Genomic DNA, 20,421 nt, shown 5'->3' on the forward strand with positions numbered 1-20,421 from the left:
CCGGTTCGGTTTATTCGTATCAATCAGTAGTCCCATTAAAAAATATCCGACTCGATCGGAAACATGTGAGGAGCACTTTGGAGATGACGAAAAAGACCCTTCTGGCGCTCGCGGCCTGCACGCTTCCGGCCGCGGCATTCGCCCAGAGCAGCGTGACGATGTTCGGGCTGATGGATGCCGGCATCAGCTACGTCAGCAATCAAGACGGCCACGGCGCCGCGAAATTCGGCGACAACATCTTCTTTCCGAACCTGCTCGGCTTCGAAGGCAAGGAGGATCTCGGCGCGGGCACGCGCGCGATCTTCCGGCTCGTCAACCAGTATTCGCTCGGCAACGGCTCGATCATCGGCGGCGGGCTGTTCGCGCGCACGGCCTATGTCGGGTTGCAGAACGACCGGTACGGCACGCTGACGCTCGGCAACCAGTACGAGTTCATGGTCGATTCGCTCGCCGCCGGCGGCAACGAGATCGCGCAGGATCTCGTCGGCCTGTACGGCTTTCGCAACGGGCCGTTCGACCGGCTCGCGCTACCGAACAACCCGACCGGCGCGTTCGACTGGGACCGCGTCGCCGGCAGCAATCGCGTCGCGAATTCGGTCAAGTACACGAGCCCGTCGCTGTCGGGCCTAACCATCGGCGCGCTGTACGGCTTCGGCAACGTCGCGGGATCGATCGGCGCGAACAACACGGTCAGCGTCGGCGCAAGCTACGACAACGGCCCGTTCGGCGCGGGCGCCGCCTATACGAATCAGAAATACGGCGCGGCCGGCGGGATGCCCGCCACCAGCGTGCGCAACTGGGGCGCCGGCATGCACTACACGGTCGGCACGGTCACGGGGAAGGCGCTCTTCACGACCGTGCGCAATGCGCGGAACGGCGCGCTCGCGTGGTCGGCGGAAGCTGGCGCCGCATGGCATCCGTCGCCGGCCTGGGTGATCGGGGCGAGCTACACGTACATGAAGGGCAACGACACGCTCGACAATGCCCATGCGCACCAGTTGCTCGCCGCCGTCCAGTATTGGCTGTCGAAGCGCACGATGGTGTACGTCGCGGGCGTGCATCAGCGCGCGAGCCGCGGCAGGCACGCGCAGATCAACGGCGTGATGGACGCGGACGGCGCGGCGAGCGGCGCGTTGCAGTCGATCGCGCGGGTGGGGATCAGTGCGCGGTTCTGATGGGCGGATCATTCCGCCGGCGCACGCGCGGCGCCGGCGAGCGTACGGCGTAACCGGCGCCGGCATCGCAGCGGCGTCGCAACCGGACGGGCCCGTCTCGCATCGTCACGCCGTTTCCTTTTTCGATTCAATGGCCGGCATCGGCAACACGGTCTGCAACCTGCCCCGGCGGCGTAATCGCGTGTAATTGATTCGAGAACATCGCCGACCTAGCCTTGGGTTCGAACGGAAATTGCCGTCGCCCCCACTTCCATCCTCGATGCAGCAAACCGTTCGCTTCGCATTGCGACGCCGGACAGCACGGCGAGCGCACTGCGTCGGACCGCATCCGGCGTCTTGCCCCACCGACCCTTGAACGAGCGGAGAAGCGCATGAAAAACCTTGGCAGTTGCGTGGCGGTCGCGATGATCAGCTGCTGCGCCGGTTTCAGTCAGCCCGCGGCGGCAAAGCCGTGCACGGCATTCGACCAGTGGTTTACTTCCGCCGGCATCACCGAGCCAAATTATCTCGATCCGCAGTTCCAGGATCCGAACGATCCCAAGAACGAGAATTGCAACTTCCACCGCTTCTCCTGGCACGCGTTCCTTTGGCTCACCGACACGCTGAACGGCGCGCCGCGCTTCGACAGCCTGTATTCCGATGCAGCCATCGATCCTAGCGTGGCGCTGCCCACCGAGCACGTGCTGGACGGCGTGCAGCAGGCCGATTCGCTCGGCATCGTGATCGACCGGAATGGCCGCGCGGTTTACACGAACATGTACATCAATCCGATCTATCGCGATTTCTCGATCGCCAACAAGCTGTACACGCGTGCCGGCATGCAGAACGCGCGACCCACGCTCGAATTCACCACCGGCGCGCTGTCGCTGAAGGCGGCGTGGAAAATCGTCGGCGCGAATGAAGACACGAGCCGCTTCTACACGACCACCGCGAGAATTCAGTTGCTGGCGAAGACGGGCAATGCGGTCGGCATCCCGCCGCAACCCAGCACCGCCACCGTGAAGGTCGCGCTGGTCGGGTTTCATATCGCGTGGGTCGTCAAGGGTCATCCGGAGGCGATCTGGTCGACGTTCGAGCACGTCGACAACGCGCCGGACTTCCAGCCCAACCAGCGCCCGTCGCAACCGGTTTCCGACAAGTCGTTCACGTTCTACCAGGCGGGCACCAAGGCGTCGGATTGCAACGTCAACAATGCGTCGCGGGTGACGATCGACGAGAAGACGCAGATCCTGGCGCCGGTCACGCAGGTGTGCCGGCAATACCAGTATGGCGGGGCCGACAGCACGAACCAGGCCAACATCACGGAGCTCAACGGCGACATCCTGGCCCGCCTGGTGAAGAACAACTCCATCTGGCAGTACTACAGGGAAGTGGGCGCGGTCTGGATCAAGGATCCCGACGAGCCGTTCCACCCGGACTGGAGCCCGAATTTCGACTCCAAGGCCATCCGCGGCACGCCGAAACTGTCCAACTCGGTCATCGAGACCTTCACGCAGAACCAGGTTTCGAAGCATCAATGCTTCAGCTGTCACAACACGATGGCCGTCACCGACACGAACGACCTGACGCTGACGCTGCCGGGCAAGGACATCAGCACGAGCCACATCCTGTTGCGCAAGTACATGAACAACCCACAGATCCGGCGATAGCGTCGCCCCGGTTTCGCTGCCATCCATCCGTGCAGGACGGCGACCGCCTGCGCGACCGCCATCGAGATTCCAGAGGCCCGTCATGACAAACACGAAGTTACGCATCCATCCCGCTATCGGCTTCGCGCGTGTCGGTAGCAGCGAGGAGTACTACATTGCGCCGGAGACCTCGGCCGGCCTGCCTCTCGACGGGCAGGCCCTCACCGGCGGCCTGCCGATCAAGCCGGGCACGGAAAGCACGCCGATCACGAGCAGCGACCTGCGCGACGCCGCGGGGCGCCTCAAGCGGCAAGCCGCGCGCTTCAGGATCTATCAGTACGACGACGCGGCGCTCACACGTTACCCGACCGGGACAGGCGCCGAAGTCGTGATCGGTTCGTCGGTGGATGGCAAGGTTGTGAAGGACATCGTGTGGACCGTGCACCTCGCCAACAAGAAGGCCAACTGCTGGATCATGGAGGCGACGCCGGCGGGACTGGCCGCGTACGAGAACGGCCAGCATCCGCCGATCCGCAACGCGAGCTTTGCATCGACGTCCGATCCGTCGAACCAGACACGGCTGCAAAAGCTGATCATCGATGCCGGGCCGCGCGCGATCAAGGCGTCCTCGCGCAGCACCGTCCCATTCGACAAGAACACGCGAGCCAGTTACGGCTCGGCCACCGGCGATATCGTCGACGTGCCGCGCTATCCGGTCGCGTTTCCCGCGTCGAACGTCGCGAACCTGCCGCCCGGCACGGGCAGCCATCCGATCACCACGCTGGGCGCGCTGACCACGGAATCGAACGGGCGGCTGCTCGTGCTGGGCGCATATGGCTTCGCGTGTGGATTCGACGCCAACGGCCGCGCCAACGCCGACGCTCCGCTGGTGCACGACGTCGACAACGACAACTGGCTCGACGATACCGGCGATGGCCCCGTCACGGCGATCCTCGTGTTCAACGACGGTACCGCCCGCGCCGTCGACAGCGGCGCATGGGTGGTCTCGACCGACCCGTCGTACGCGCCTCAGACGAGAAATATCGTGACGCTGTGGGACGAGATCCTGGCCACGTGGATCGAGACATTCGGGCTGCGACCCGACATCCACGACAAAGGCGTTTACCGGGAGGATTTCCGGCCGTCGTTCGACGAATACATCTTCCCGATCCTGCGGGCCGCGTCGTTGCAGATGTGGAATACCAATTTGCCGGCCACGGCGATGAAGAGCCACGACAATATCGACAAGCTGACGGCCGCCAGGCCGCCGTTCAACATCATGTCGTTCATTCGGGATCCGGATCCGCGGTCGCCAGCGGCAGCGGTCGGCTCGCCGCTGATGCCGCTCGCGCTCGGCGACAATCAAGCGAGCTTCCTGACGCTGACCCGGGCCCAGTACTTCTTCGTCCGGCAATGGGCGAACGGCCTGTCCGAGCAAGCGTCGCCGGTATCGTACGGCCCGGGCGAGGCGCTCGACCGGAACGTGCTGTCGAACTGCCTCGGCGGGCGGTTCAGCCCCGGCATCGATCTGACGTTCATCGTCCGCGACCCCAACCTGTACAACCCGAACTGGCAGACCAGCCGCACGGGTGGCCCGGCGGTCGGCCCGTTCCGCATCAACATGCGCCCGCTCGACTACACGACCGTCAGCGCGAACCAGCCGTTCCTCGGCGTCGGCTATTTCCCGCTGCGCGGCAACCCGGTCGAGCCAGGCGATCTGTGCAAATTCATGGCGATTCCGTGGCACACGGACTACAACTCCTGCTCGACCCACTTGCCCACACCCAATCCGGGCGGCGAAATCGATCCGGATGGCAGCAACGTGTATAGCGGCGTGAACACGACCCTGTACTGGTCGTGGCCCGCGCAGCGACCAGTGGCCGTCTACACCTACGACGACCTGGTCGCGAACCACGGCGCGCTGCCCGTGCAGCGTTACTCGGTACGCGGCGAAGGCACGGCCGCCATTCAGCAGGATTCGAGCAAGACCTTCAATTCGCCGGCCATGAACGTCGGGCGCTATCAGAATCGCGTCGACATCCTGCTCGACTGGGACAAGATCGGCTTCGTGATACAGGGCGTAGCGATAGACGAGTACGACGGCAAGTATCCGCCGAACTACTACCTCGAAGTGCAGAGCCTCTTCAAGAAGGACTACAGCAACCTCGTGCAGCCATGGCCCAACACCGTGACCGACCCGCTCCTGCCGCCCGATAACAGCTGAGGTCGCACGATGCTCGCCGAACGGATCGTGCAGACGCCGTCCATCGAACGCCCGGCCGCACCGGCACCCGACCGGGCCCGCTACCGGGTCGCGGTGATCGGCGGCGGGCCGGCGGGCAGCAGTTGCGCGCTGGCATTGGCAAGGGCCGGCATCGCCGACATTCTGCTCGTCGAGGCCGGTTCCTATGCCGACGCGCGGATCGGCGAAAGCATTCCGCCGGAGAGCCGGATTCTGTTCCGCCGCCTCGGCATCGACGCCGCCTTCGTCGCGCAAGCGCACGAGCCTTGCTACGGCAGCTGCTCGTACTGGGGCAGCGACAAACGCGGCTATAACGACTCCGTGCTGAGCCCGCACGGGCATGGCTGGCATCTCGACCGGCGCAGGTTCGACGCATTCCTCGCCTCGCAGGCGCGCGCCGCCGGGGCGGAATTGCTGACCGGCCATACGTTGCTGGCATCCGCGCCGCATGCCCCGTCCGGGCATACATTGAGCCTGGGACGGGCGACCCATGTCGCGTCGCGCGTTCAGGCGGATTTCGTCGTGGATGCCAGCGGCGCGCGCGCGGCATTCGCCCGGCAACGCGGCGCGACACGGCTCGACGCGAATCCGCTGATCTGCATCGCGGCAAGGCTTGCGCGGCCGGACACCGGCGCGCCTGCTTCGATGCTCACACACCTCGAAGCGGTCGAGCATGGCTGGTGGTACCTCGCATCGGTGCCCGGCAGGATGGTCGTCGTTATGTTCGCCACGCATGCGCCGGCAGTCCGGACGATGCGGCTGTATCGGGCGGAGTCATGGCGTCGCATGCTGCAGGCCGCGCGGCGCACATGGCAGCTCGTGTGCGACCTGGGCCTCGATCTGTCCGATCTGCGCGTGAAGTCGTATCCAGCGCCGTCGCATCACCTCGATCGACTGTACGGCGACAACTGGCTGGCGATCGGGGACGCCGCCTCGGCCTACGATCCGATCACGGCACAAGGCATCGTCAAATCGATCTCGAACGGCATTGCCGCAGCGGAAACCATCCGGAAGCACATGGATGGCGATCCGCATGCACTGGAAGCGTTCGCGCGGATGGTCGACGCGCAATACCGGCGCTACCTGCAGATGCGGCATCACTTCTACGGCCTCGAGCAGCGCTGGCCGGCAGCGGATTTCTGGCGGCAGTGCACCGAGGCGTCGAGCCTTGCCTGAACGCCTTGCGCGACACGGTTGCTGTCCCGCACCGACACCATCGCACGCCGCATGCGTCGTCACACGCACGCTGTAACCGCGTGTAATCGCTTCGCAATCCGATTCTTCCTACGCTGTCGTTACGCCTGCGAGGTCCGCGTTCTTCCCGAACGCGGTCTCGCAGGACGAGTGAGGTGCAAGCGCCCCGGGCATCGTCGCGCGGCGGCGTGTTTCGCCAACGATCAAGCGTGAAAGGAACTGCCATGTCCCAGATCTTGAGTACCTACAACATCGTCGACGTCCTGACCGCGTTCGACGTCGAAAAAATCCTCGGCTATCAAAAGCCGGGCAAGCAGCTCAGCCAGGATCCGACCAGACCGACTCCGTTGCCGTCCAACGGCTACGACGAGGTCTACATGATCACCACGGACAGGAACGTCATTTCCGGCCAGGCCGGCAGCAACTTGAGCATGCGCGTCGAGGTCAACGACATCGTCCGGTGGCGCACCGTCTCGCTGACCGACGTCGCGGACTACCAGTGCTTCATCCACACGTTCAAGTTCCTCTCGGTCACCTCCCCGAACGACCCGCCGCTGTCTCAGCCGACGTTCGAACATACCTACCCGAGCGAACCCGATCCGGCACCGGGCTGGCCGAACAACGGCGTGAAGGAACGACCCGGCTCGGACTTCTACTGGCAAGCCACGGCGCGCAGCCAGGGCTCGGCCACCTATACGTTCGTCGTGGCGATGTATCAGCGCAACGGCGAGCTGGTGGGCTACTTCCAGTGGGACCCGTCCATCACGATCCGCAACTGAACGCGCACGGGCGCCCCGCATGTCGGGAAGGGCCGCGCCGGCTTCATGCGCCCGGCGGTCCGTACTGCATCGGCGCCGCTGGCCGAAGCATCGTTTTTTCAACGCCGTACAATCGAAAAGGAGCTGTCATGCCTGAAATTCTGAGCACCTACAACATCATCGACGTCCTGACCGCGTTCGATGTCGAGGAAATCCTGAACAGGAACGCCAACTCGCTCAGCAAGCGTCCGGATGCGCCGACCCCTCTCGGCCAGAATCCCGACACCGTCTACATGATCACCACGCTGGCGAATGCGGCGTACGGCTACGGCCAGGGCCCGTTGCAGGGCGTCGACCAGGGCGAGGCGGGCAGCAATTTGCGGATCAAGGCCAGCGTCAACGACGTGATCCGCTGGCGCACCGTGTCGTTGACCGACACGGCGGACTACAAGTGCTTCCTGTATCGCTTCACTGCGATCGGTCCCAATCGGCTTGGGCAGGTTTCGTACCTCACCGCCAACGTCACCGAGCCTTATCCCGCGCCGGGCTGGCCCGACAACAACCGCGTGAACGAAGAGCCGCGCGCGGACTACTACGCGCAAGCCACCGTGCTCAGCCCCGGCACCGAGACCTATACGTTCGTCGTCGCGATTTACGACCGGCACGCGCAGTTGAAGGGCTATGTCACCTGGGATCCGTACATCACCATCACCGACAGGTGAACTCGAGCCGGCGCCTTGGACGCAACCCGGAACAAGGCGCCGGACCATGCCCGGCGGACGACCTCGGCTCATTCTCCGCTTTCCCGTTGGCGGTTCCATCCCGCAGCCGGCCACGGGCGGACCCGAGGCCAGGTCATGGAAACCGCAGCGCCGGATTAAGCTCCGCTTCGTCACACCGCCGCGCGGGCGACGCATACGGCGAGATCGTCGCGGTCGTGCGTATCGGCGATCGCGATAGTCAGTTCGGACTCCCTTTCAATGTCGATACCGGCCGCGTCGAGCGCACTCCGGAGCGCCGCGTCGTCAGCGTGCGGCGGACCGGCCTCGAGCTTGTCGAGAAACGTCGGCGAATGCCAGGCGAGGGCGATCGCCCGGATGACGGTCGCGCGGTCGTCTGCTCTGCTGAATGTCGGTTTGAACGGCTTACGGCAACGACTGCAACGTCGCCTCGGCGAGCCTCGCGATCCGGCCCATGCCCGCCGTCGTTGCAATTTCGGCTGCGCGCCGGCACGCATCGAGCGCGGCCACGCCGCCGCAGCGCGGATCGGCCCGGCGCAAGAACTCGGCCTGCTTGAGCAACAGCTGGGCTTCGTAATACCGTTCGCCGCTCGATTCGCACCAGGCGAGACACTGTCCGACCTGCGCGAGCGCCGCGCCGTAGTCGCCGCGTTCGGCATCCAGCTCGGCAAGCAACGACGCGTAGTAGGTCATGCCGAGCAGGCCGCCCGACTGCCGCTGCGCATCGAGGTGCGCGACGACGCCCGCGCGATCGCGTTGCGCCCACGCATGAATGATCGCGGCGTAATGCCCGACTGCCCGCAGCCGGTGCTCGTCCGCGAGGCGGAGAATCGCTTCCGACACCGCTCGCGCCGCGTCGCGGTCTCCGGCGAGCTGATGCGTGCGCGCGAGGTATAGCATCGTGACGCCGAGCGTCGGCAGATGATCGAGACAGGTCGCGCAATAGACGGCTTCGCGCGCCATCGCGAACGACGGCTGCGGATCGTCGTCCATGCACCAGCGCACGCTGGCGAGCGACGCCATCGCCCACGCGCGCGTATCGAGCGCCAGGACGCGCCGGTGCCCCGCGTCGCGTCGCACGTCGTAGCCAGCCAGCACCGCGTCGAACGCGGCACGGGCGCGCGCATAGTCGCCGTCGATCCACAGGCTCATACCGCGCATCGCGTCCGCCGCGACCTGCACGCCCGCATCGCCGCGCTCGGTCGCCAGCGTGTCGAGCCGCTTGCCGATCCGGCGCACGGTCGGACGGTCGCCGGCGACGTGGTAGTACGTCGACAGCGTCCACAGCGCGCTGATCTCAAGTTCGGGATCGTCGAGCGTCTGCGTCTGCCGCAGCAACTGCTCCGCATGCTCGCGCACCCGCGGGTCGGCCCAGCCGAATCGCGCCATCGTCGCGTGCGTCAACGTGGCGCGGATGCGCGCACTGTCGTGCTCGCGCCGCGCGTGATCGGCAGTAGCGAGCCAGTCGGACACGGCCTGCCCGTAGCGGATCGCGTCGTCGTATCGCGAACGCTCGAGCGCGCGATGCGCCGCATCGATGCCGTGCGCGATCGCGTCCGCGTACGCGCCTGCGCGCGCGAAGTGCGCGGCGACGCCGAACGCATGCGCACCGGCACCGCGATCGGCCTGCGCGAGCAGCGCACGGCCGACGCGCGCATGATTGCCGCGCCGTACGGCAGGCGGCATCGATTCGTACGCGGCGTCGCGAATCAGCGCATGGCGGAACGCATAGAACACGCGGTCGCGCCGATGCTGCGCGTACACGATCCGCTCTTCGAGCAGCAGCCGCAGATGTGCGTCGAGCGTGGCGCGATCGTGCGGCGACGCGTCGGCGAGCAATTGCGCATCCACTTCGAGCCCGATGGTCGCGGCCAACTGCGCGGTGTCGCGCGCGTCGTCGATCCGGTCGAAGGCCAGGCCGAGCATGCCGCCGAGACCGAGCGGCAGCGGGTACGGGTCCGTTGCCGCTGGCTCGGCAATCGGACCGTCCGCGCCGCTCACCGTCAGTTCGCGGGCGACGGCCTCGATGAACAGCGGGATGCCCGCGGTGCGATCGGCGAGTCGGTCGAGCCACGCCGGATCGAACGCGCCCGGGCCCAGATGCGCCGACATCAGGCGCTGCGCGTCGTCGCGCGGCAGGCGGCGCAGCACCAGGCGGTCGGTCGCGCCGCGCCAGCGCGCGAGCTTGTCGGGGCGCGACGTGAGCACGATGCACAGTGCCGCCGCGCGCGGCGAGTGCTGCAGATACGCGAGAAAATCCTCGGTCGAGCGATCGAGCCACTGAACGTCCTCGATCACGAGCAGCACCGGCGCGCCGTTGCCGAGCGACACGATCAGTTGCTCGAGGACGTCGAACAGCGCGTGCTGTTCGCGCGCGCTCGACCACAGGAGCCCGTTCGCATCGCAGGGCAGCCCGAGCCAGGCCGCGAGCGCGACACGCGCCGCCGCATGGTCGCAATCGAGCGGTGCGATCATCGCGTCGATCGCCGCGAGCGCGGCGCCGGGCGCGTGGTCGGCGTCGACGTGCCAGTGCGAGGCGATGAATCTCAGGACCGGAAACAACGCATGATTCTCGCGTTCGGGCAGGCACCCGCAATGCGCAAAGGCATGGCCGCGCGTCCGCACGGCCTCGCACAGTTCGTGCACGAGCCGCGACTTGCCGAAGCCCACATCGCCGACGACGAGCCGCGGCACGCCGCGCGGCTGCTCGCCACGCATCGCGCGACGATGCCGCTCGTGCGTGTCCTGCCACGCGCGCAACAGCACGTCGAATTCGCGCGCGCGGCCGACCATGGGCGTCCGCCTGCCCGCGTCGAGCGAATCGAACGGCGTATCGGCGTGCCGCTCGCCGAGCAATTCATGAACCGGCTGCGACACGAGGCCCGCGCGCGGCAGCCGCAACGCGGTCGGACGCGAATCGGCATGCCGTTCGAGCACGAGCCGCGCATCGTCGCTGATCAGGATCTGTCCGGGCCTGGCCAGCCGCAGCAGCCGCGACGCCGCGGCCGGCGTCGACGCGCCCGACATGTGCGACGCATGCGCGAGCATCTGCCCGACGTGAATCGCGGCGGCCACTTCGACTCGCCAGCCTTCTTCCGCGCCGCCGGCACTGCCGCCGGCGGCCGACGGCACCGGCAGCCGCGCACGCTCGGCGACGCGCACGATGTCGAGCGCCGCCCGCGCCGCGCGACGCGCGGGCCAGTCGATGTCCCCTTGCAGGCCGAAATGGAACAGCAGCGTGTCGCCGAGCCGTCCACCCGCGTGCGCGCCGTAACCGATCGCGATATCGGCGCACTTCGTCAGCCACTGCGCCTCGTAGCCGTCGAGCGCCATCCCCTGCTCGGTTCCGGCACGACGTTGGCGGCCCTCTCCGGCGATCGTCACGCAGCAGCACAGCGTGGTGATCTGCCGGTACTCGCCCCCCTCCGCGATCGTCTCGCCGCGCGACCCAAGCGAGCGCGCACGCGCGCGGCGGCCGGTGCAACCGGTGTCGAACCGGCCGACGAGCGCGGCGAAGTTGAGCGCACGAAACTGCGCCGCGAGCGCGTCGGCCGACGCGGCGCGCTGCCGAGGATTCTTGTTCAGCGCATGCCGCAGAACCGCGCCGAGCGGCAGCGCCGCGATCGGCGGTGGAAGCGCGACATCCACGGGGCTCAGCTGCTGATGGAGGATCTCGGCCACGCTCGCGCCCTGCATGACGACCTCGCCGGTCAGGCATTCGAGCACGATCAGGCCCCACGCATACAGGTCGCTGGCGGGCGTCGGCGGCTCGTTGCGCAATTGCTCGGGCGCACAGTAGGGCGGCGAGCCGAGCACCTCGGTCGCGAGCGTCGCGGTCCGACGCGTGATGTCTTCGGTACCGGGCAGCAACGCGCCGATGCCGAAATCGAGCAGCTTCGCGTGCGGCCCGTCGTCGGCCATCGCGATCACGACGTTCTGCGGCTTCAGATCGCGATGCACGATGCCGCGCCGATGGGCGGCCGCGAGCGCGTCGAGCACTTCCGTCATCAGCCGCCCGGTGTCGAGGGCCGACAGCGGCCCGTCCGCGGCGAGCCGGTCGCGCAGCGTCCGGCCCTCGACCAGTTCGAATACCGCGAACAGCCGCCCGTCGGGCGCCTGCCCCTGGTCCAGCAGCGCCACGATGTTCGGATGCCGCAGCGCCTCGCACAGGCTCGTCTCGCGCCGGAAGCGCGCACGCCGGCGCATGCGCTCCGGCGCGATCAACGCGGCGTCGTCGCGCATCAGCTTGATCGCGACCGCGAGCCCCGTCTCGTCGCAGGTCGCCCGAAACACCACGCCGTTGCCGCCTTCGCCGAGCAGCGCGCCGAGCCGGTAATGCCATCTGCCGGCGAGCGTCGCGAAAGGCGCCGCATGCCTCGGCGGTTCAGATGCATCCGGCCCGGCGGGCGCGCGGGACACGATCGGCAGCACGGCCGGGCCTCCGGCGTTCACGGACAATGGACGACCGGGCCCGGCACCGCGCGCGGCGCGCCGGGACGCGGTCCGCCGGTCGGCACCCACTCGCATTCGAGATGCTCGCCGCGCACGATCCGGAACGGAACATCGCCGAAGCGGACGCTGCCGCGCCGACGCTCGACGAGCTGGCTGGCGCCCAGCCCGGGCAGCGCCGCGAACTGGCTCCGGGCGCGATGAATCTGCACGTTGACGTGGGATGTGTCGATGCCGAGCATGCGCGCGAGCCGGTCGAGCTCGATCCATCCCTGCGTGGCGGCGTCGTGGCCGGCCTGCCTGTCGGCCGAGCGCGCGCGGGCGAGCGTGACGAGGCTGTAGTGATGGGCGCGCTCGCCGAGGTCGACCACGCCGCCGCGGACATGCAGCAGCATGCGCACGTGCTCCTCGTTCCGGCTGACGAAGAATTCGAGCAGTTGCGCCGGCGCGGCCGGATCGGCGTGGGCGGCGAGCGTCACCGTCGAGCCTTGGCGCGCGAGGGCGAGGCGCCATGCGAAGTCGCCGGTCGACACTTCGTCGCCGTCATGGAGCGCGCGCGGCGGCAGCGTGTCGTCGCACAGCCATTCGCCGGCCGGCGATCGGACGATCGTGACCGGCTGCGCGGCAGGGGCCGGCAGGATCTGGCGCGGCGCGAGCACGATCGGCGCGACGGCGCCGCGGATCGGCCACAGCGTATCGGCCGGATCGTCGAGCGATTCGACGCGCCAGGGCGCGATGCCGGCCCTGCCGAAGCGAATCACGTCGCCTTGCCGCAGCACCGCATGCTCGCCGTCGCGCAGCGATACGCCCGATACCGACGTGCCGTTGCTGCTGTGATCGTGGAGTTCCCAGAGCCCGCCGGCCCAGCGGACATGGGCATGGACGCGGGACACCGAGCCGTCCCGGATGACCGTGTCGCAGCGCGCGTCGTCGCGGCCGAACACGTGATACGCGCGGAGCAGGCATGCTTCTCCGGAAGCGTCGTTCTTGAGTATCGCCATGGCCGCCCCGTGTCGGATTCGCCCGGATCGTTCGAGTGCCGCATCGACGTTGCCGGACAAGCGATTGATTCAATGATCGCGAACGGTCGCACGTTCGCCGCCTCGTTACCTGTTTTTCCGATCAGCTGTCTTGCAAGGGGTCGCCCCGGCATCGCACGTTATTTCAGCAAATTGAACTGTCGATCGCTTTGTTGTTTTAAAATCGGGCGCCCGATGAAATCCTGCCAAATAAAATCATGCCCCGCAACCGGAATGCACGGATAACGACTTCATATTGCAATCCTTTACGTTTCCGATAAATTTCCGGGTTACCAATAAGGGGTCGAAATTATTCATCGTCTCGCAAATCGCCGCCAGACATACATCCGACCGGTATGGCGACATTGAATGACAGAGCGGGATTAATGACCTTTGCCAACACGGAAATTTTGTTTGCCCGAGCGAAAATAAAATCACACCGTTTCGATTGTTTAAATAATTTTCCCTGGCGTTTTTATAATCGATGCCGTTTAACCCGTCCGTAAATCAAGCCGCGCCGCTCATGCCTTTCGGGATAGCCGGCTAACGTGGGTATGTCGGCGCGACGATGCACATGGGGTAGTCGATCGAACGGCCGCGACACCGGATACAGCCCCGCACCCCGCCGGTCGCCGTATCGATTCGCCCGGCCCCCAAAAAAACCGTTCGGTTTAAAATGTTTGCAAATCATCTCATGGTGTGACGGACATGGGCAGACCCAAAAAATTCAGTCGCGAAGGCGTGTTGCAAAAGGTCCTCCCGCTCTTTTGGAAGTACGGCTTCGCCGGCACGTCGCTCCAGCAGCTGGAACGGGCGTCGGGCGTCAACAAGTCGGGGCTCTATGCGGAGTTCGGGGACAAGGAAGACTTGTTCCTGCATACCCTCCTCTACTACTACGAACATCGCGGGGCGCTGCAGATCCTTACCGCGGAGCCGAAAAGTTACGGCAACATCGAGCGCTTCCTGCGGCTGGGCGATGCGCAAGACGACGGCTGCGTAGGTTGTTTCTCCGTCAATTCGCTGCGTGAATTCCCGTCGTTGTCCGACCGCGTGCGCGAAGTCGTCGGCGCGTATCACCATCGGCTGATCCCGCAGATCATCGAAAATATCGAGGCCGAGCCTCATCACCTGCCTGCCGCGACCATCGCCACGATCGTGACGGTGTTCTTTGCCGGCTATTGCATCGAGCGCAATTTGCCCGCCGAGGCCGAAGGCGACGCCGTCGGCGCATTCATGCAAGCGCTACGCCTCCTTTGACGCTCGTCCGCGGTCGGCCCGCTTCGCGATAGACCAATCGTTTTGAACCGATTGGTTTTTTTAATTGGCCCCGCCTCGCTCGCGTGATCATACTGAACCGATCGGTTCAATAAAGTACCGATCTACAGCGGAGAGCAGCCATGAGCTTGAAGATTCACCCGATCAACTTCGGCAACATGTCGCTCGATTCGAGCGGCCTCGTCCTGTTTCGCGAACCCGGCAAGCAGGTGACGATACCGGTGCTCGGGTTTCTGATCACGGGTGGCGCGCATCCCGTGCTCGTCGATACGGGTTCGCGCAGCGTCGAGCAGTACGCTGAATTCGGTCTGCCCTACGAAGTCACGCCAGAGATGACGATCGAGTATCACCTCGCTCAACACGGCCTGAAGATGAGCGACATCCGTCACATCGTCCATACGCACGCACATATCGATCACGTCGGCATGACCGACCGATTTCCCATGACGACAACCGTCGGTATCTCGCGTCGCGAGCTGGAATTCGCGGCATCCGGGATCATGGGCCCGCTGATGTACACCGCGGCCGATACGAAGCATCTGATCGACCGCCTGCATACGCGCGGCGCAATCCGGCTGTTCGACGTGGACGGCACGTTCGAGGAAGAGGTCATTCCGGGCGTCGCGGTCCGTCTCTCCGGTGGCCATACGCCGGGTTCGCTGTCGGTGCTCGTCGAAACCGACGAAGGCATTGCCAACATCTGCGGCGACATCGCCTACAACCTGAAGGATCAGTTGATCGACCCGATCCTCGACCAGGCCGCGCACGAACCCACCATTACCGCGAACCGCGCGATGTCGACGCTCGACGAGAAGCGCGCGATCAAGCGCGCGCTTGCAACGAGCCGCTTCCTGCTGCCAAGCCACGACGTGCCCGCGCTGGTGAGCGGCGGGAAGGTAGTCGGCCTGATGGAAAACGCCATCTCGAACCCGCGGGCCGATGTCACGAAGGCGTCGAACTACACGCCATTGACGCAGGGTTGAACCCAGATGCCCGGCCTTCTGCGTCGAACGTTCGGACTGTTGATTGTCGCCGCGGGCGCATTCCACGCCGCGGCCACGCTGGTTCTGCACACGCTCGGCAGGTAGTCGGTTGATCGGTGCGCGGCCGTCTCGTCTGCGGCGCCGCGTGCTTCTCAAGCCTCGAAAGGACTCTCTCATGACTACGCCCTTTTCCGCGCGGACGGCGCGCGCACTCCACACCCTCAGCCTCGCGTACTTCGTACAGGCGACGGGCGCGCTCTCCGTCGTCGGCAGCCTCGACTCGATATCGCGTCAATGGGGGCTCGCCGATTCGCAAAGCGTTTACCTCGTTACCGTGTTCGGTGTGACGTTCGCTTTCGCCGCTCCGCTGCTGCAAGTCGGTTTTGGACATCTGCGACGCCGTCGCCAGGTCCTGCTCGGCTTGGCGCTGTTCAGTACGGCTGCCCTCCTGCTGGCGGCCGCGCCGAATTATCCCGTGCTGCTGCTGTCGCGCGTGCTGATGGGGCTCGGCGCGGGTTTCATCGGCCCCGTGCTCGGCGCCTTGGGTTCCAGCCTCGTCGAGCGCGACCAGCAGGGCAGCGCGATTGCCACCGTGCTGCTCGGCTTGAGCGTCGCCGGCCTGGTCGGCATGCCGCTGTCCGCATGGATCGCGCACGCATGGGGCGCACGGTCGCTCTTCGTCGCCGTCGGACTCGCCGGCGCCGTGACCGCCGCGCTCATCGTATGGGCCGTACCCGACACCAGCAGGGGCGAGAACATCGAATTCGCAACGATGGTCTCTCTTCTGACGCGCACCGCTACGCTCAGTGCATTTCTGGTCGTGTTCTTCATCGCGGCCGGCGTCTATTCGACGTACGCTTTTATCGCACCCATCATTCGCGACGTATTCCACGCAGGCGCCGACATGGTGTCGACCTCGCTCGTGGTGCTCGGCGTCGCCGGCGTCGCGGGCAACCTGTTCGTGACGCGCGCCGCGCGGCGCCATAGCGCGGAAACGATGCTGCTCGCCGGCCTCGCCCTGCTTGCAGCGGACCTGGTGTTTCTCTGGTTCACGCCCCCGAGCCTGCACCTGCTTTTTGTCGCACTGACGGCGTGGGCGTTCGCGACCGACCTGCTGTGGCCTTCACAGCAACGGCGCATCGTCGAACTCGTACCGCAATGGCGGGGCATTGCGTTGGCCTTGACCGCATCCTTCGTGTTTTGCGGCATCGGCGTCGGCTCCGCCGTCGCGGGGTGGGTGTATCCCGCGTTCGGTTTGACAGGGTCGATCGGCAGTTCACTGGTGTTTCTCGCGCTGGCGACCGGCAGCCTGCTCGTGTCCCGTGCGTCGGTCAACGCGAAGGCCTGCGCGGCCGGGTGTCGGGAATCGCTTCAATCATGACGCGATCGAGACAAGGCACCGGCCCGCGGATACGCGAGCAGGCCATCGGAATGAACGGCGTCCTGACCGCACTCGTCGCGCCCGTACTCGCGCTGCTCGTTCGATGATCGACGTCGCGCACGCGACGTCCGGCCTCGATCGAACGAACGAAAAATAACGGCGGCCGGAAATCGATCCGGCCGCCGGCTTGTTCCAGAATGATTTCGGTTCGCCTAGATCACTTTCTCGAGCAGCACGACATCGAGCGTCGCCTTGCCCGCGAGTTCGCGCGCCAGGTTCTGGAACGCCGGTGCTTCGCCGTGGACCTTCAGCGCACGTTCGTCCCGCCATCGCTCGATCATCGTAAAGCGATGAGCCGCCTCGCGGTCGCGATGCAGCTCATACTGCTCGCACCCATCCTCGGTCCGGACGGCCGGTACGGCCGCCAACAACGCCGCTTCCACCGCCTTCGCGTGTTGCGGATCCGCGGTAATCGTGGCAACGACAAACTGCTTTGACATTTTCATTCTCCATCGTAAAGGGATCTTTCGAGCATCTGCTTTCGTTTGACACGCCAGTACGACGACACGATCGGACGGATCGGTTCGTCCGCATGGCGCCCCGTCGCTCATTCAGTCTTCCAACTGCTTCGCGAGCGTCAATGCACACAGCGCCCGACGGGCGCTGTGTGGCGTTCCGGAACGACACCGGGCATTGGCCGTCAGTCGAGCCGACGCCCGACACGTTCAGTCGACTGCCGGAAAGTCCAGCGTAGTGTCGTTCACGCGGTTCACCAGGTTGGTGAAGGTGATCGATGTCATGACCAGGATGATCTCGATGACCTGCCGCTCGGTATACCCCGCGTCCAGCACCGCCTCCAGCACGCCCTGGGGCACGGTATCGCGCGTCGTCGCGATCGATCGCACGAACGAGAGCAGCGCATCACGCCGGGCCTCCCCCGACGCGCGACCGGCGCGGATATTCTTCATCACCTCCGGCGTGAGACCCGACATCCTGCCGAGCATCGTATGAGCGGCCAGGCAATAGTCGCAACCGGACAGCGCGCTTACCGCAAGGCGCACCGTTTCAATGTCGGCCTGATCCAGAGAACTTGCCGCGATCGCCGCATCGACGTTCAACATGGCCGAAAGACCGGCCGGGCTGTGCGTGCCGATGGTCGCGTAGGCGTTCGGGACCTTCCCAAGTGCGGCCTTGATCTGACCGAACACAGCTGCGGTTTCGCCGGTAGCTTCCGACGGCTTCAGGGTAGTCAAGCGTGTCATATATCTCTCAACGAGTTGGATAACGAAGTACCGACCGGAAACGGCCGGCAGGATAGCGACGATGACGAGTCGGAGCCCGCGCCCCTGGTTTTACTGCCAGATAACCGCGCCAAATGCCGAATAGGTCGCGTCACGCAACGCGCACGACAATTATCGACATCGAAAACCCACGACCCGATTTAATCGCAGCATTTGTCATCATAAAAATTCGCCGCTTGAATTTGAATGCGATTTACCGAAAAACTGACTTTACTCGTCAACATCGGGGCCGGCCCGTTTCGCCTTCAGATCATTCATTTTCAGGCACGTCATGAACGTGTCGGTCGCGATATCGACCCACCAATTACCCGGCAAAAAGGACGTTATTTCGGCGCGACGAACACACCCGTTTTCCGTGCATGGCGCCATGCAACATTCAAAATCGGAACTCGGCCTTCGAGCCGCCGCGAACACCGAGCGACGCGCGAACGCATCGGTACGCGCACGTCGGCCTCCGGTGAAGGCAATCAACGGCCCGGTTCGCCCGGCACCACATTGTTGGCGACGGACGTCACGCCCGCGACCCGCGCGGCGCTATCGCCGGCAAGCTGGACTTGCTCGCTGTCGGGCACGTATCCGGTCAGGGTCACGGCTCCCCGGCGAGCGAGCACCCGCACGTTGATTGCATTCAATCCTTTCGTTTTCGACAGCGCCCATACGATTTTCCGCGACAGCGCGCGATCGGCCGCGTGTTGCGCCTTCTTTTCACTCTTCGTCACTTCTTTCTGGCTGACGACCTGCTCCGGCGGCGGAGCGGTATTCTGCTCCGCCGCATGGGCTGAAATACCGAAGGCCAAATAGCTGACATACAGCATCGACGCGATCGTTTTCTTCATCACACTCTCCTTAACCAACGTGAACGTAAAGTTATCAAGGGATAAAACCCGAGTGAATGGTAGGAAGACAATGGGCCGACCTCAATGGCCTCTCCCTGAAAACAGCTTTCAGCGCGCGTTCTTCGCCTTCCCGCGCCGATGCTCGCAAGCCACCTATACCTGCGCATAGGTGCATTGACTATTTTCGACTAGCTCGAATACACGGCGAGACGATTTTCCGGGCAACTCCGAAACGCCAAACTGGCTGCATGTGTTGCCCGATGACCCGAAAGGCGCCTGAACGACGCTCGAACGTGGGCGATCTGCCAGCGGGAACCCGGTTGCCGTGGACTATCGCGACTGGACGTTAACGAAACCTGGGGACCAGACAGCGTCCCGAATTGGAGCCGAGAAGCTGATGAATACTCCGTTGCGCGTCGTTCTCCATTCACCTCCGCACGTCACGGCTCGCGCGGCTAAAAAGGCCGTGCTACTCCATCGCGTCGCCAACGTAGTCGCGCATCGCGGCGATCATCGGCGAAATTCGTTCGCGGAGGTGCGCATGAAGGTATCTGACCGCCGGCGAGAACTGGCGACGATGCGGACACACGAGGCTCAGCGGAGCCGCCTCGCCTCGCTGATCGGGCAGCAATACTGTCAGGCGCCCCGCTCTGACGTCGTCATGGACATCGAGCCAGGATTTGTAGGCAATGCCCCTGCCCTCGACAGCCCAGCGCCGCGCGATTTCGGCATCGTCGCACAGCAGCACACCCTTCACCGTGACCTGCCGCCTCACGCCGCTTGCGGGGAACAGCCAGCGATCGTAGACACGCCCACCGAGCACGTAGGGCAAACAGTCGTGCAAAACGAGCTCGTCGAGCGACGCAGGCGCGCCGTGCCGTTTCACGTATTCCGGAGCGGCGACGAGCACTCTTCGATTGCTTTCGGCGAGCGGAAGCGCGACGTAGCTTGCGGCCTCCGGCGCGCCATAGCGGATAGCCACGTCCACCGGATCGCGAAATACGTCGGTCACGTAGTCGGACAACGAAAGCTTCAGCACCAGCTTCGGATGCGCATCGCGGAACACGCCGAGCCAGGAAAGCAATGCATTGCGTCCGATATCCGACGGTGCGGCGATTCGCAACGTACCTTGCAACGCGTGCTTTCCTCCGTGCAACCGCTCACGCCCCTCGTGAACCATGGAAAGCACTTCCTCCGCATAGGGCAGGTACTGCTCGCCTTCCGCGGTGAGTTTCAGGCTTCGGGTGGAGCGTGCAAAGAGACGGGTATCCAGCTCGCGCTCGAGCCTTTGAATCGCGGCGCTCACTTGCCCTGGCAGCAGATCGGCTTCCCTCGCCGCATTCGAGAAGCTGCCGAGCGCCGCGGCTCTCACGAATAGTTGAAGGTCCTCGAGCCGCACCATTTTCATTCCTGGAGTGAAAGTCCTCCCTAATGTAACGC

Annotated in this window: 15 protein-coding genes; 9 read left to right on the forward strand and 6 right to left on the reverse strand. The window is 65.2% G+C overall.

The genetic code is table 11. The annotated features are described in order from the left end of the window. The first annotated feature begins 83 nt into the window (after positions 1–83). The 6 genes from C5F75_RS30910 (at position 84) to C5F75_RS30935 (ending at position 7,719) form a co-directional block, all read left to right on the forward strand. Positions 84–1,175 (forward strand): porin, encoded by a 1,092-nt coding sequence (locus tag C5F75_RS30910; RefSeq protein ID WP_059581342.1) that lies wholly within the window; start codon positions 84–86, stop codon positions 1,173–1,175. Positions 1,176–1,546: 371 nt separating this feature from the next. Beyond that, entirely contained in the window at positions 1,547–2,824 is a 1,278-nt protein-coding gene (locus C5F75_RS30915; RefSeq protein ID WP_124659251.1) for a hypothetical protein, read from the forward strand. An 82-nt stretch (positions 2,825–2,906) separates the two neighbouring features. After that, on the forward strand, positions 2,907–5,027 hold the full coding sequence (locus C5F75_RS30920) for a LodA/GoxA family CTQ-dependent oxidase (protein ID WP_099318139.1): 2,121 nt from the start codon (positions 2,907–2,909) through the stop codon (positions 5,025–5,027). Between the two features lie 9 nt (positions 5,028–5,036). Then, positions 5,037–6,221: an NAD(P)/FAD-dependent oxidoreductase gene (locus C5F75_RS30925; RefSeq protein ID WP_081066502.1), complete on the forward strand. Its 1,185-nt coding sequence runs from the start codon at positions 5,037–5,039 to the stop codon at positions 6,219–6,221. A gap of 242 nt (positions 6,222–6,463) precedes the next feature. Then, positions 6,464–7,018, forward strand: coding sequence for an AidA/PixA family protein (locus C5F75_RS30930; protein ID WP_059581350.1), 555 nt, complete (start codon positions 6,464–6,466; stop codon positions 7,016–7,018). A 128-nt stretch (positions 7,019–7,146) separates the two neighbouring features. Next, positions 7,147–7,719, forward strand: coding sequence for an AidA/PixA family protein (locus C5F75_RS30935; protein WP_059581353.1), 573 nt, complete (start codon positions 7,147–7,149; stop codon positions 7,717–7,719). Positions 7,720–8,142: 423 nt separating this feature from the next. On the opposite strand, the gene C5F75_RS30945 is transcribed toward C5F75_RS30935, so the two are convergent. Next, positions 8,143–12,189, reverse strand: a complete 4,047-nt coding sequence (locus tag C5F75_RS30945; RefSeq protein WP_059582166.1) for a TOMM system kinase/cyclase fusion protein — start codon at positions 12,187–12,189, stop codon at positions 8,143–8,145. Continuing rightward, the gene (locus C5F75_RS30950; RefSeq protein ID WP_059581358.1) at positions 12,186–13,187 is read right to left on the reverse strand and encodes an FHA domain-containing protein; all 1,002 of its coding nucleotides are present in this window, start codon (positions 13,185–13,187) and stop codon (positions 12,186–12,188) included. Before C5F75_RS30950 ends, C5F75_RS30945 begins: the two co-directional genes overlap by 4 nt. A 726-nt stretch (positions 13,188–13,913) precedes the next feature. Between C5F75_RS30950 and C5F75_RS30955 the strand changes: the two genes are divergently transcribed. The 3 genes from C5F75_RS30955 (at position 13,914) to C5F75_RS30965 (ending at position 16,844) form a co-directional block, all read left to right on the forward strand. After that, positions 13,914–14,462: a TetR/AcrR family transcriptional regulator gene (locus tag C5F75_RS30955; RefSeq protein ID WP_059581361.1), complete on the forward strand. Its 549-nt coding sequence runs from the start codon at positions 13,914–13,916 to the stop codon at positions 14,460–14,462. Positions 14,463–14,602: 140 nt separating this feature from the next. Beyond that, complete coding sequence (locus tag C5F75_RS30960; RefSeq protein ID WP_059581364.1) at positions 14,603–15,463, forward strand: N-acyl homoserine lactonase family protein; 861 nt, start codon at positions 14,603–14,605, stop codon at positions 15,461–15,463. A gap of 145 nt (positions 15,464–15,608) precedes the next feature. Further along, a complete protein-coding gene (locus C5F75_RS30965) occupies positions 15,609–16,844 on the forward strand; it encodes an MFS transporter (RefSeq protein ID WP_230971920.1) in 1,236 nt (411 codons plus the stop codon). A 212-nt stretch (positions 16,845–17,056) separates the two neighbouring features. Here C5F75_RS30965 and C5F75_RS30970 read toward each other — a convergent pair whose 3' ends face one another. The 4 genes from C5F75_RS30970 to C5F75_RS30985 form a co-directional block, all read right to left on the reverse strand. After that, entirely contained in the window at positions 17,057–17,344 is a 288-nt protein-coding gene (locus C5F75_RS30970; RefSeq protein WP_059582169.1) for a putative quinol monooxygenase, read from the reverse strand. 225 nt (positions 17,345–17,569) lie between these two features. Continuing rightward, entirely contained in the window at positions 17,570–18,106 is a 537-nt protein-coding gene (locus C5F75_RS30975) for a carboxymuconolactone decarboxylase family protein (RefSeq protein WP_059581370.1), read from the reverse strand. 506 nt (positions 18,107–18,612) lie between these two features. Continuing rightward, the gene (locus C5F75_RS30980) at positions 18,613–18,981 is read right to left on the reverse strand and encodes a BON domain-containing protein (RefSeq protein ID WP_059581373.1); all 369 of its coding nucleotides are present in this window, start codon (positions 18,979–18,981) and stop codon (positions 18,613–18,615) included. 469 nt (positions 18,982–19,450) lie between these two features. Then, on the reverse strand, positions 19,451–20,383 hold the full coding sequence (locus C5F75_RS30985) for a LysR family transcriptional regulator (RefSeq protein ID WP_059581376.1): 933 nt from the start codon (positions 20,381–20,383) through the stop codon (positions 19,451–19,453). Positions 20,384–20,421: the final 38 nt, after the last annotated feature.

The sequence above is a fragment of the Burkholderia anthinoferrum genome, assembly GCF_002925705.1.
Classification (GTDB): domain Bacteria; phylum Pseudomonadota; class Gammaproteobacteria; order Burkholderiales; family Burkholderiaceae; genus Burkholderia; species Burkholderia semiarida.